This is a genomic window from Thermolongibacillus altinsuensis, from assembly GCF_004341205.1.
GTDB classification, from domain to species: Bacteria; Bacillota; Bacilli; order Bacillales; family Anoxybacillaceae; genus Thermolongibacillus; species Thermolongibacillus altinsuensis.
In genome coordinates, this window is the sequence record NZ_SLUL01000003.1 from 84,350 (window position 1) to 96,612 (window position 12,263).

Sequence of the window (12,263 nt, forward strand, 5' to 3'; positions counted from 1 at the left end):
ATGCCAGAATTACCAGAGGTTGAAACAGTTCGTCAAACCCTTATTCCGCTTGTAGTTGGAAAAACGATTGAAGATGTATCTGTTTTTTGGCCAAACATTGTGAAACGTCCGGATGTTCCATCATTCATCCGGCAATTAAAAGGACAGACGATCCGCGAAATTGGACGGAAAGGGAAGTTTTTGAAATTTATTTTTGACGATGTTGTGCTCGTTTCCCATTTGCGAATGGAAGGACGCTACCTTCACGAACAGAAGGGTGCACTGCGCGATGTTCACACGCATATCATTTTTTCTTTTACGGATGAAACAGAGCTTCGTTATCGCGATGTACGCAAGTTTGGGACGATGCATTTATTTAAAAAAGGAGAAGAGGATGATCAATTGCCTCTCTCCCAATTAGGTCCGGAGCCGTTTTCTCATACATTTACAATCGAGCAGTTCAAACAATGTCTTCAAAAAACAAATCGAAAAATGAAAGTGGTTTTGCTCGACCAAACGGTGATTGCAGGACTTGGAAATATTTACGTCGATGAGGTGCTATTTCGATCAGGCATTCATCCCGAGCGACGAGCCCATCAATTGACGGATGAGGAAATTGCCAAGCTGCATGCAGAAATCATTTCGACGTTACAAGGAGCGATTGAAAAAGGCGGAAGTACGATTCGAACATATGTGAATACGCAAGGGAAAAAAGGAACGTTTCAAACAGAACTGTATGTGTACGGCCGCAAAAATGAGCCGTGTAAACGATGCGGTGAATTGATTGAAAAAATAATCGTTGCTGGCCGAGGAACGCATTATTGCAAGAAATGCCAATCATAGATGAACAGCGAAACATTGGAATTTCCGTTCAACATGTGATGCTTTTTTCACCATGAACATAAATTAGGCTCCTTCCATATACTATCGTAGCTGTAGTGGGAAGGAGCTGATCGCATGGTGACATGGTCTCTTTTTTTACTAGCATTAGCGGTTAGTATAGACGGATTTACAGTCGGTTTCACATATGGGATGAGAAAAGTATCGATCCCGATTCGATCATTGCTCGTTATTTCGAGTTGTTCGTTTATTACGCTTCTCGCTGCGATGGGAATCGGGAAGATCATCAACCATCTTTTTTCTCCAGCCTTTGCAAAAATGATTGGTGGGACCTTGCTTATTATTCTTGGATTATGGATCATTGTTCAATTTTTTTTCAAAAAAGAAGAAAAAGAAGAAAAGCTGCTCATCAATGTAGAAATTCGTTCATTAGGGATTGTCATTCATATTTTACGTAAACCAACGATTGCTGATTTTGATCGATCGGGGACCATTACGGGAATAGAAGCTGTTTTTTTAGGGCTCGCTCTTTCGCTAGATGCGTTTGGGGCGGGAGTCAGCGCTGCTCTTTTGAATTATTCGTTGCTTTCTACTGCTTCGCTCGTGGCGCTGCTCAGCTTTTGTTTTTTGCTTAGCGGTCTTAAGACGGGAAAAGCATTTGCTAAATATGCTTGGTTGCAAAAATACTCTTTTTTGCCAGGAATTTTGCTCATTTTAATTGGTATTTTTAAACTTAAGTAGGTGAGAAATATGGTGTTGACCATTGGATTAACAGGTGGCATCGCAAGCGGCAAAAGCACCGTTGCGGCGATGCTTCGTCAATTACATATTCCTGTCATTGATGCGGATGAGATTGCCCGTAAAGCGACGGCGATCGATGGGGAAGCGTATGAGCCGATTATTCGAGCGTTTGGCAAAGAAATTTTGCAAAAGGATGGAACGATTGATCGGCTTAAGCTCGGCTCGATTGTCTTTCATGACGAAAATAAACGAAAGTTGCTGAATGAAATTGTGCATCCAATTGTGCGGAAAAAGATGCTACAACAAAAAGAGGTCTACATCCAACAAGGAAAACAAACGATTGTTCTTGATATTCCTCTTTTATTTGAAAGCCGATTAGAGCATCTTGTTGATCGCATTATCGTTGTATATGTCAATGAAGCGATTCAATTACAACGTCTAATGAAAAGAAACGGTTTTTCTGTTGAAGAGGCCAAGGCACGAATTCGTTCGCAAATGCCGCTTGAAGAAAAAGTGAAAAAAGCCGATGCGATCATTGACAACAACGGTACGATTGAAGAAACGCAACAACAACTACATGATCTTCTTATTCGCTGGGGTGTCCTAAAAAAATAGGGCACCATTTTTTGTGTTTTAGGTTATTTTTTAATAGCACAAACGATATAAATATGTTATACTAATTGTGAATTGTTCAGATAAATAGTATAACATATATTTGAGGGGAGTAATATTAATGAAAGCGAAAGTAGCAATTAACGGATTTGGACGCATCGGGAGAATGGTGTTCCGAAAAGCGATTAATGAAGAAAATCTCGAAATTGTTGCCATTAATGCGAGCTACCCTGCTGAAACGTTAGCTCATTTAATAAAATATGATTCCAACCATGGAAAATTTGATGGGGATGTCACTCCGCTTGAAGACGGATTGCTTGTCAACGGAAAAAAAGTCAAATTGCTCAGTTCACGCGATCCACGAGAGCTTCCATGGAAAGAATTAGATATTGACATCGTTATTGAAGCGACTGGAAAATTCAATTCGAGAGAAAAAGCGAGCATGCATTTAGAAGCGGGAGCCAAGCGCGTGATTTTAACGGCACCAGGTAAAAATGAAGATGTCACGATTGTCATTGGCGTCAATGAGCATGTTCTTGATATAGATCAACATTTCATTATTTCGAACGCTTCTTGTACGACCAATTGTTTAGCGCCTGTTGTCAAAGTCTTGGATGAGAAGTTTGGAATTGAAAATGGCTTAATGACGACGGTTCATGCGTATACAAATGATCAAAAAAATATCGATAATCCGCATAAAGATTTACGCCGCGCTCGTTCGTGCGGTCAATCGATCATTCCGACGACAACGGGAGCCGCAAAAGCGTTAGCATTAGTGTTGCCGCATTTAAAAGGAAAGTTGCATGGAATGGCGCTTCGTGTTCCAACGCCAAACGTATCATTAGTGGACTTAGTTGTCGACTTGAAACAGGATGTAACGGTAGAAGAGGTTAATGAAGCATTTATGGAGGCCGCAAGAGGTCCGTTAAAAGGAATTTTAGATGTGACAATGGAACCGCTTGTTTCCATTGATTTCAACACAAATCCACATTCAGCGATCATTGACGGATTATCCACGATCGTCATGGAAAATCGCAAAGTGAAAGTGTTAGCTTGGTATGACAATGAGTGGGGTTATTCATGCCGCGTCGTTGATTTGGCTAATTTAGTCGCAAAAAAAATGGCAGAAAAAGTAGAAGTGCCTGTCATGTAAAAAGCGCTGGGAAATCAGCGCTTTTCTTATTTTTCATAATATCCTTTTCCTTTGGCACAATAATTGATAAGTTGAATTTTCCGACATAAACAAGCTTTTCTGCCACTTTCCCGAACGAAAACGTCATTGACAAATGAATTTGTCCGCTATGCGTTTTCCGTTCGGGACCGGCATGCTAGAAGCATGCTGGGCGGCAAGATTTTTCTTGCCGCCTATGGCAGAAAAGCGATCATCTTTTCATGATGAGGCATGTCGGAAACACAACTTGAATTTATATAGCGAGGATCTGAAAAAAAACCCCCATTTTATAAAAAAATAAAAAAAGAATGTTGCAAAAAAAATACAAACAAAGTATACTATGTCTCGTGAACTTCTTAAAAGCGTGGTAATGTGACTACTTAAAGGGTTAGGACCTCTTTGGACTAACTTTCCCCCGTGGTAGTTATACATGCCAGAAAGCAAAAGAATTTCATGATCATTTTTGTTTTAAAAATTATGATTAAGGGGGACATGATTGATGGATACAATGGGTCGTCACGTTATCTCAGAACTTTGGGGATGCGATTTTGATAAGCTGAACGACATGGAATTCATTGAAAAAACATTTGTGGACGCAGCATTGAAATCTGGTGCTGAAATTCGTGAGGTAGCATTTCATAAGTTTGCGCCACAAGGAGTTAGCGGAGTAGTCATTATCTCTGAATCGCACTTAACGATTCACAGCTTCCCAGAACATGGTTATGCGAGCATTGACGTGTACACTTGCGGAGACTTAGATCCAACCATTGCCGCTGATTATATTGCGGAGGCTTTAGGTGCGCAAACGCGCGAAACAATTGAATTGCCTCGTGGCATGGGTCCAATTGAAATTAAGCAAGCAAAAGCTTTATAATATGTGTTAAAAAGAGGTGTAGATTCTGCACCTCTTTTTTATCATGGTTGCAAAGCGAGGAGACCAATCGTGCAAAAGTTAAAACATTTGTTTTCCAACCATTGCGAAACGCATGAGCGTCATCCAGACGAACAATTGAAAAGCCGTTATTATAAAACGACGCACGCAACAGCAGTTAAAACGATCAAAGAGTTAATCGAAAAACTTCCTGGTTTTCAATTGCTTTCTGTTTCAGAAGAGCGAGGAGAAATCAGCTTTTCGGTGCATCGCGGGAAGAAAGCGTTTGTGGTTGTAACAGTCATTTCGGTTCGCCCTTTTGAAACAGCGATCGACTTTTCGGTCACAACGGAGACAAAGTGGCTCCCGATTGATTTTGGATTTAGTCGCAATCTCGTTATCGAGCTGTACCAAAAACTAGATGAACGCCTTCCGTATATTGGATCTGGTATGTACAGCGGAACATAATTTCTTGCAACTTCTCTTGTACACATTGCTTTTTTTCGAGTACTATAAATGGTAAAGGACTATATTTTTGAACGGGAGCTGGTTTGATGAAGTGTCCATCCTGTCAACATAATGGAACGAGAGTGCTCGATTCTCGTCCTGTCGAAGAAGGTCGGTCGATTCGGCGAAGACGTGAGTGTGAACGTTGTCATTTTCGTTTCACAACGTTTGAGAAAGTAGAAGAAACTCCTTTGATTGTCGTGAAGAAGGAAGGAACGCGCGAAGAGTTCAGCCGTGAGAAAATTTTGCGGGGGCTTATTAAAGCTTGCGAAAAGCGTCCGGTGGCGCTCGAACAACTTGAGGAGATTACACAACAAATTGAGCGCGAATTGCGCAATCGCGGAATATCTGAAGTGAAAAGTGAAACAATCGGTGAAATGGTGATGGAGCGGCTATCAAAAGTAGACGAAGTGGCGTATGTTCGTTTCGCTTCGGTTTACCGACAATTTAAAGATTTAAATGTGTTTATCGAGGAATTAAAAGAGTTAATTAAAAAAGAACAAGGAGAGAGGGCTTAGCGTGTAAGCTCTTTTTTTCACATTATGCACATTGGAAGGTCGAGAATATGGAGTATTATTGGAAGGAATTGGTAGCTGTCGACCGTTACATTGTTCGTTCAAATGGTGTGCTCAGCGATTTGGATCGGAAAGTGGTCACTCTTTTGTATCAACCGCTTATTGGCTCGCAAGCTTACAGCTTATATATGACGTTGTGGAGTGAACTGGAACAACAGCGGTTATGGAGTGAAGAAGCGACCCATCATAGTTTGATGGCCATTATGCAATGCAGTTTGCCAAAAATTTATGTTGAGCGCTTAAAGCTAGAAGGAATCGGGTTGTTGAAAACATATGTAAACAAAAAAGAAGAAAACAAATTGTTCATTTATGAACTGCAAATGCCATTGACACCGGAACAATTTTTTTCAGACGGTGTGCTCAACGTATTTTTGTATAATCGCGTTGGAAAAACAAAATTTCATAAGTTGAAGAAATTCTTTTCTGATTTTGCGATTGACCGCAGCAATTTTGTGCCGGTGACGCGTTCATTCAATGAAGTATTTTCGTCTGTTCATCCTGAACAAATGGTTAGCGCCATGAATGACGAAGCAAGAGAGGATTTGTTGTTACCGAGTGAACGCGAATATATCAACAATCAAAGAGGAGAATATGTCATCGAAGATGACGTATTTGATTTTGAGCTTTTTTATGCAGGTTTATCGAATCATCTTGTGCCGCGTCGAGCCATTACCGAGAAGGTAAAAGAAGCGATTAAGAAACTTGCTTTTTTGTATGGAATCGGTCCGATCGATATGCAAAAAATTATCATGAGCGTCATTGATCCTTCTGAACAAATTGATATAGATGCGTTACGGAAAGCGGCGCGTGAATGGTATCAATTTGAACGGGGAGAAGCGCTCCCGAACCTATGTGACCGCGTGCAACCGTTAGCGGAACGAACCATGGCAAACGTTCAGCCAAAAAATGAAGAAGAGTATTTGATCAAACAACTCGAAACGATTTCACCGCGGCAGTTGCTAATGGAGTTTTCTGGAGGAGCTGAACCGGCATTAGCTGATTTGCAAATGATTGAAGAAATTATGTTTAAACAAAAGCTTCTTCCAGGCGTGGTGAACGTTTTAATTTATTATGTCATGTTGCGGACAGATATGAAGCTCCCAAAAAAATATGTTGAAAAAATCGCTAGTTCCTGGGCGCGAAAAAAAGTTCGTACCGTTAAAGAAGCGATGGAATTAGCGAAAAAAGAAGCGCGTGAATATGAAAAGTTCATGAGTGAAAAGGAAAAGGGGCAGAAAGCGAAACGAAAACCGATTCGTACAGAATTATTACCGGATTGGTTAAAAACGGATTATTCTCAGTTTGAAAACAGACAAACGGAATCGGAAGAAGCGCTTGAACAAAAACGTCGAGAACTCGAGGAACGTTTGAAAAAATATCGTGAAAATCCGCCGAATAGTTAGGAAGTGTGAACAATGAAACCAATTCGCGAAACGATTCATCAGCTTATGAATCGAACCGATTTTAAGCAGCGATATGAAGCAATGAAAAAGGAAGTGCTGAACAATCAGGATGTTCAGCAATTTTTACGTGAACATCAAGCGGAAGTTACAGAGGAAATGATTGAACGCAACTTAGTGAAGCTTTATGAATTTGCGATGCAAAGTCACAACTGCCGGCAATGCCCCACGCTTGAAAAATGCCCTAATTTATTAAAGGGCTACCATCCTCACCTTGTTTTGCAAGGAAAAAGCATTGAGCTTCAGTATGAACGCTGCGCACAAAAAATTCAATATGATGAACGAAAAAAGCAAGAATCACTGATTCAAACAATGTTTATTCCTAACGAAATTTTACGAGCCTCCTTTTCTAACTTGGCAACGGATGATCTTGGGCGAATTAAAGCCATCGATATGGCAGAGAAGTTCGCTTTAACATATGAAGTTGGAAAGAAAATGAAAGGGCTTTATTTGTATGGCTCCTTTGGTGTCGGAAAAACGTATCTTCTTGGTGCCATTGCTAATAAATTAGCTGAACGAAAAATACCGTCGCTGCTCATCTACGTTCCAGAGTTTTCACGTTCGTTGAAAACATCTTTACAAAGCGACTCGTTCAATGAAAAATTGGATTATGTTAAAAAAGTTCCTGTTCTTATGCTTGATGATCTCGGTGCAGAACTGATGTCTAGCTGGTGGCGCGATGAAGTGCTTGGACCGATTTTGCAATATCGCATGCTTGAAAACTTGCCTACTTTCTTCACATCCAATTTTGATTTAAACCGCCTTTCTCACCACTTAGCACATTCGCAACGCGGGGAAGAAGAACAAGTGAAGGCAACAAGAATCATTGAACGAATTATATATTTAGCTACCGTCGTTGAAGTAAAAGGAAAAAACAGAAGAATCGAGGCTGAATAATTATTCTAAATCAACGGTTCTCTCCATATATATAAAACAAGCATGGTCGGAAAAGGGGGAGCACCGTTGATTAATATTTTGTTCCAAGAAGCAGATGATGCAAAAAAATTATTTGATGAGATGATGAAATCTCCGCAACACCATTGGAGACTTACATATGATGAGAACGCAGTGAATGTTTATTTTCATGAAGGGACATCGGAATGCATTCACTCATTGTTCATCCCTGTTTTTACGAAATGTATCGTTAGGCTATTTGAGAGTCGCTGGCTTTTAATGATCATTACCCGTTCGTTTTATTATGAAAATGAAGAAGAGCAGCAGCAAATTTTGCAGCTCGCTCATTCTTTCATTGACGGGGAGCGGTATGATTATCGAATGGGCAAAAAATGTTTGCATTCTCGAGAACAGTTGATCGAGCGGTCGCTGCGGGAGTTTCTGCATGATGGTCTTTCGTTTTCGTTTGAATCGTTTGTGAAATTTCGGTTGAAAGAATATTATGATCGATTGGTGCATTACGTTGAACTAGCGATCGATGAATATAAACTTGAGCAGGAATATCAAAATTTTGTACAAATGTTGCGAGAGATCGTGGCGAATCGTTCACCGCAAATGGATGTTATTCATCTTTTACATAAGAATGAGTCGTTTCACTTTTTTGATGAACAGTTTTCAGAAATTGCTCCGACACAGTTAAAGGGATTAATTGATCGCCGGTTGATGGTAAGCCAACCGATGTACATTGATAGTTTTGTGCTAGCGCCTCTTGTCTCGATCGCCCCAACGGTCATTCGTTTGTATACGAACCAAGTCGATGATGGAATCATCCAAACGGTTCAAAACGTATTTCAAGAGCGCGTTCAACTTTTTCCGATAACTTTTTTTGCAAAGCTTGATTTTGTCGACTAATCTTCGTATAATCACATACATAGGTGAATAAAGTGAAAAGTGATGATGAGGACATGGGTGTATTTTTACGGTTTCCAGAGAGGGAAGGCATTGGCTGGAACCTTCCTAACACGAAAAATACACTTACCACCTCTAAACTTCAGCAGTGAACAATGGGACGATGACGCCCGTTTAGTAATTGCTGACGGCTAGCACCGTTATCGAAATCGAGCCATTTCGTCCTTTAGCGGCGAATGGGAAGAAGGGTGGAACCACGAAATCAACTCGTCCCTTGTTTTGGGGCGAGTTTTTTTATTTTTTATCTTTCAAGGAGGAGTGAAACGTTCATGTCAGATGTAGTAAAAATTACATTTCCAGATGGAGCGGTGAAGGAGTTTCCAAAAGGTGTGACAACAGAAGAAATCGCCGCTTCGATTAGCCCAGGATTGAAGAAAAAAGCGATTGCTGGAAAATTGAATGACAAAATGATTGATTTGCGCACACCGATTTATGAGGACGGAGCGATTACGATCATTACGCAAGACATGCCTGAGGCGCTTGAAATTTTACGCCATAGCACTGCTCACTTAATGGCGCAAGCGATTAAACGCCTTTATAAAAATGTCAAACTCGGCGTTGGTCCAGTCATCGAAAACGGTTTTTACTACGATATTGACATGGAAGAATCGTTAACGCCAGAAGACCTGCCAAAAATTGAAAATGAAATGCGAAAAATCGTAAAAGAAAACTTAGAAATTGTGCGCAAAGAAGTGAGTCGCGAAGAAGCGATTCGCCGTTATGAAGAAATTGGCGACAATTTAAAATTGGAGTTAATTCAGGACATTCCAGAAGGAGAAGTTGTTTCGATTTACGAGCAAGGTGAATTTTTTGACCTTTGCCGCGGGGTTCATGTTCCGTCAACTGGAAAAATCAAAGAGTTTAAGCTGTTGAGCATCGCTGGAGCTTACTGGAGAGGCGACAGCAAAAACAAAATGTTGCAGCGCATTTACGGAACAGCCTTTTTCAAAAAAGAAGATTTAGAAGAATATCTTCGCCTGCTTCAAGAAGCAAAAGAACGCGATCATCGCAAATTAGGAAAAGAACTTGATTTGTTTACAACATCGCAAAAAGTTGGACAAGGATTGCCGCTTTGGTTGCCAAAAGGAGCGACAATTCGCCGCGTCATTGAACGCTATATTGTCGATAAAGAAATCGAGCTCGGCTATCAACATGTTTACACACCGGTGCTCGGCAGCGTGGAATTATATAAAACATCTGGCCATTGGGATCACTATAAAGACGGCATGTTCCCGCCAATGGAAATGGACAACGAGCAGCTCGTTCTTCGTCCGATGAACTGCCCGCATCATATGATGGTGTATAAACATAAAATTCACAGCTATCGCGAATTGCCGATTCGCATCGCCGAACTGGGAACGATGCACCGCTATGAAATGTCCGGGGCGCTTACAGGGCTGCAGCGCGTGCGCGGCATGACGTTAAATGATGCGCACATTTTCGTTCGTCCAGACCAAATTAAAGACGAATTTAAGCGAGTCGTAAACCTAATTTTAGAGGTATATAAAGATTTTGGATTAAACGACTACTCATTCCGTCTCTCTTACCGCGACCCGCACGACAAAGAAAAATATTATGACGATGATGCGATGTGGGAAAAGGCGCAAAGCATGTTAAAAGAAGCGATGGACGAGTTAGGTTTAGAGTATTATGAAGCGGAAGGCGAGGCCGCGTTTTACGGTCCGAAATTAGACGTGCAAGTGCGCACAGCGCTTGGAAAAGATGAAACATTATCAACCGTTCAACTTGACTTCTTATTGCCAGAACGTTTCGATTTAACGTACATCGGCGAAGATGGAAAACCGCATCGTCCAGTCGTCATCCATCGCGGTGTCGTTTCAACGATGGAACGTTTCGTTGCCTTTTTAATTGAAGAATATAAAGGGGCGTTCCCAACATGGTTAGCTCCTGTTCAAGTCCAAGTCATTCCGGTTTCACCAGCGGTTCATCTCGATTATGCATATGAAGTGAAACGGGAATTACAATCAGCTGGTTTCCGCGTTGAAGTCGATGAGCGCGACGAAAAAGTTGGCTATAAAATTCGGGAAGCGCAAATGCAAAAAATTCCGTATATGCTCGTTGTCGGGGACAATGAAATGAAAGAGCGTGCGGTGAACGTTCGCAAATATGGCGAGCAAAAAAGCGAAACGATGGCACTTGATGCCTTCATTGATGCGTTGAAGGCAGAAGTCCGAAAATAAAAAGATTGCATTTTCGGCATAGGTCTGTTATAGTTATCTTTGTTGCGAATGGATAAGAGATCTTGACAGAAGCATGAAGCTTGTGATATATATGTTAAGGTGAAATCAAATACTTGTTTGTGGAACAAGCAGAAGCACCCGCTTCTCACCTGATTGACGCCATCGGCAGTCGACAGGTTTTACGATGCAAAACGGCGAATCGCTTTTTAGTCGCTTGATTCGTAAAGTGTGGGTGTGGTATGCACTCACACTTTTTTTGTTGTCGAGTGCTCTCTGCAAGTCGCTACAAGCAAGAAATGTGTTCAAAAAACCGTGGAGGTGGCTAGTTATTAGCAAAGATTTTATCATTAATGAAAACATTCGGGCGCGCGAAGTTCGTCTCATCGATCCAAATGGAGAACAACTCGGCATTAAAACAAAACAAGAAGCGTTAGAAATCGCAGCGAGAATGAACCTTGACTTAGTGATGGTGGCTCCAAATGCCAAACCACCTGTGTGCCGTATTATGGACTACGGTAAATTCCGCTTCGAACAGCAAAAGAAAGAAAAAGAAGCGCGCAAAAAGCAAAAAGTGATCAACGTCAAAGAAATTCGTTTGAGTCCGACGATCGAGGAGCATGATTTTAACACGAAACTTCGCAATGCGCGGAAGTTCCTTGAAAAAGGAGATAAAGTAAAAGCGACGATTCGCTTTAAAGGACGTGCCATCACTCATAAAGAAATTGGGCAACGCGTGTTAGATCGTTTTGCGGAAGCTTGCTCTGATATCGGCACAATCGAATCCGCGCCAAAAATGGACGGTCGCAGCATGTTTTTAGTTTTAGCACCGAAAAACGACAAATAAAACAAGGGAGGAACACCTTATGCCAAAAATGAAAACTCACAAAGGCTCAGCAAAGCGTTTCAAAAAGACGGGTACTGGTAAATTAAAACGTTCACACGCATTTACTAGCCACTTGTTCGCAAACAAAACACAAAAACAAAAACGTAAACTTCGCAAAGCAACGCTTGTATCAAAAGGTGACTTCAAACGCATTCGTCAATTGTTAGATAACGTAAAATAATTTCTAGGAGGGAAACAACATGCCACGTGTAAAAGGCGGTACAGTAACACGCAGACGTCGTAAAAAAATCATTAAACTAGCGAAAGGTTATTTCGGTTCTAAACATCGTTTATATAAAGTTGCAAATCAACAAGTAATGAAATCTTTAATGTACGCTTACCGTGACCGTCGTCAAAGAAAACGCGACTTCCGTAAGCTTTGGATTACTCGTATCAACGCAGCCGCTCGCATGAACGGTCTTTCTTACAGCCGTTTTATGCATGGCTTAAAGCTAGCAGGTATTGAAGTAAACCGCAAAATGCTTGCGGATTTAGCGGTAAACGACGCAGCTGCATTCGCACAGCTTGCAAATATCGCAAAAGAAAACTTAAATAAGTAA

At 41.1% G+C, this 12,263-nt stretch carries 15 protein-coding genes and 1 other annotated feature; of the genes, 14 read left to right on the plus strand and 1 reads right to left on the minus strand.

From position 1 onward, the window contains the following. The 4 genes from mutM to EDD69_RS03330 all read left to right on the plus strand — a co-directional run bounded on the left by mutM (position 1) and on the right by EDD69_RS03330 (position 3,325). Positions 1–822: a DNA-formamidopyrimidine glycosylase gene (mutM, locus tag EDD69_RS03315; RefSeq protein WP_132947548.1), complete on the plus strand. Its 822-nt coding sequence runs from the start codon at positions 1–3 to the stop codon at positions 820–822. Between the two features lie 114 nt (positions 823–936). Then, entirely contained in the window at positions 937–1,560 is a 624-nt protein-coding gene (gene ytaF / locus EDD69_RS03320; RefSeq protein WP_132947549.1) for a sporulation membrane protein YtaF, read from the plus strand. A gap of 9 nt (positions 1,561–1,569) precedes the next feature. Then, positions 1,570–2,175 (plus strand): dephospho-CoA kinase, encoded by a 606-nt coding sequence (gene coaE / locus EDD69_RS03325; protein WP_132947550.1) that lies wholly within the window; start codon positions 1,570–1,572, stop codon positions 2,173–2,175. Positions 2,176–2,293: 118 nt separating this feature from the next. After that, entirely contained in the window at positions 2,294–3,325 is a 1,032-nt protein-coding gene (locus tag EDD69_RS03330; RefSeq protein ID WP_132947551.1) for a glyceraldehyde-3-phosphate dehydrogenase, read from the plus strand. Here the strand turns inward: EDD69_RS03330 and EDD69_RS15215 are convergent. Next, complete coding sequence (locus tag EDD69_RS15215; RefSeq protein WP_165871717.1) at positions 3,318–3,458, minus strand: hypothetical protein; 141 nt, start codon at positions 3,456–3,458, stop codon at positions 3,318–3,320. The genes EDD69_RS03330 and EDD69_RS15215 overlap by 8 nt on opposite strands. Before the next feature lie 384 nt (positions 3,459–3,842). On the opposite strand from EDD69_RS15215, the gene speD reads away from it, so the two are divergent. The 10 genes from speD to rplT all read left to right on the plus strand — a co-directional run bounded on the left by speD (position 3,843) and on the right by rplT (position 12,263). Further along, complete coding sequence (gene speD / locus EDD69_RS03335; RefSeq protein ID WP_091702459.1) at positions 3,843–4,217, plus strand: adenosylmethionine decarboxylase; 375 nt, start codon at positions 3,843–3,845, stop codon at positions 4,215–4,217. A gap of 66 nt (positions 4,218–4,283) precedes the next feature. Continuing rightward, on the plus strand, positions 4,284–4,682 hold the full coding sequence (locus EDD69_RS03340; protein ID WP_132947712.1) for a cytosolic protein: 399 nt from the start codon (positions 4,284–4,286) through the stop codon (positions 4,680–4,682). 86 nt (positions 4,683–4,768) lie between these two features. Then, positions 4,769–5,239, plus strand: a complete 471-nt coding sequence (gene nrdR, locus EDD69_RS03345; protein ID WP_132947552.1) for a transcriptional regulator NrdR — start codon at positions 4,769–4,771, stop codon at positions 5,237–5,239. 47 nt (positions 5,240–5,286) lie between these two features. Further along, positions 5,287–6,699 carry a replication initiation and membrane attachment family protein gene (locus EDD69_RS03350; protein WP_132947553.1) on the plus strand — a complete coding sequence of 471 codons (1,413 nt, stop codon included), beginning with the start codon at positions 5,287–5,289 and terminating at the stop codon, positions 6,697–6,699. Positions 6,700–6,711: 12 nt separating this feature from the next. After that, positions 6,712–7,653 carry a primosomal protein DnaI gene (dnaI, locus tag EDD69_RS03355; RefSeq protein ID WP_132947554.1) on the plus strand — a complete coding sequence of 314 codons (942 nt, stop codon included), beginning with the start codon at positions 6,712–6,714 and terminating at the stop codon, positions 7,651–7,653. A 66-nt stretch (positions 7,654–7,719) separates the two neighbouring features. After that, the gene (gene ytxC, locus EDD69_RS03360) at positions 7,720–8,562 is read left to right on the plus strand and encodes a putative sporulation protein YtxC (RefSeq protein ID WP_132947555.1); all 843 of its coding nucleotides are present in this window, start codon (positions 7,720–7,722) and stop codon (positions 8,560–8,562) included. A 326-nt stretch (positions 8,563–8,888) separates the two neighbouring features. After that, on the plus strand, positions 8,889–10,820 hold the full coding sequence (gene thrS, locus EDD69_RS03365) for a threonine--tRNA ligase (RefSeq protein WP_132947556.1): 1,932 nt from the start codon (positions 8,889–8,891) through the stop codon (positions 10,818–10,820). Positions 10,821–10,940: 120 nt separating this feature from the next. Further along, positions 10,941–11,083 (plus strand) — a sequence feature (ribosomal protein L20 leader region). Between the two features lie 35 nt (positions 11,084–11,118). Further along, positions 11,119–11,664 (plus strand): translation initiation factor IF-3, encoded by a 546-nt coding sequence (gene infC / locus EDD69_RS03370; protein ID WP_132947557.1) that lies wholly within the window; start codon positions 11,119–11,121, stop codon positions 11,662–11,664. Between the two features lie 19 nt (positions 11,665–11,683). Then, entirely contained in the window at positions 11,684–11,884 is a 201-nt protein-coding gene (gene rpmI, locus EDD69_RS03375; RefSeq protein WP_132947558.1) for a 50S ribosomal protein L35, read from the plus strand. A 19-nt stretch (positions 11,885–11,903) separates the two neighbouring features. Next, a complete protein-coding gene (gene rplT, locus EDD69_RS03380; protein ID WP_132947559.1) occupies positions 11,904–12,263 on the plus strand; it encodes a 50S ribosomal protein L20 in 360 nt (119 codons plus the stop codon).

Excerpts from the sequence above, each read along its gene's own strand:
- mutM (WP_132947548.1), top strand. The coding sequence starts at position 1 with ATGCCAGAATTACCAGAGGTTGAAACAGTTCGTCAAACCCTTATTCCG.
- nrdR (WP_132947552.1), top strand. The coding sequence starts at position 4,769 with ATGAAGTGTCCATCCTGTCAACATAATGGAACGAGAGTGCTCGATTCT.
- speD (WP_091702459.1), top strand. The coding sequence starts at position 3,843 with ATGGATACAATGGGTCGTCACGTTATCTCAGAACTTTGGGGATGCGAT.
- EDD69_RS03350 (WP_132947553.1), top strand. The coding sequence starts at position 5,287 with ATGGAGTATTATTGGAAGGAATTGGTAGCTGTCGACCGTTACATTGTT.
- rpmI (WP_132947558.1), top strand. The coding sequence starts at position 11,684 with ATGCCAAAAATGAAAACTCACAAAGGCTCAGCAAAGCGTTTCAAAAAG.
- ytaF (WP_132947549.1), top strand. The coding sequence starts at position 937 with ATGGTGACATGGTCTCTTTTTTTACTAGCATTAGCGGTTAGTATAGAC.
- rplT (WP_132947559.1), top strand. The coding sequence starts at position 11,904 with ATGCCACGTGTAAAAGGCGGTACAGTAACACGCAGACGTCGTAAAAAA.
- coaE (WP_132947550.1), top strand. The coding sequence starts at position 1,570 with ATGGTGTTGACCATTGGATTAACAGGTGGCATCGCAAGCGGCAAAAGC.
- thrS (WP_132947556.1), top strand. The coding sequence starts at position 8,889 with ATGTCAGATGTAGTAAAAATTACATTTCCAGATGGAGCGGTGAAGGAG.
- EDD69_RS03330 (WP_132947551.1), top strand. The coding sequence starts at position 2,294 with ATGAAAGCGAAAGTAGCAATTAACGGATTTGGACGCATCGGGAGAATG.
- dnaI (WP_132947554.1), top strand. The coding sequence starts at position 6,712 with ATGAAACCAATTCGCGAAACGATTCATCAGCTTATGAATCGAACCGAT.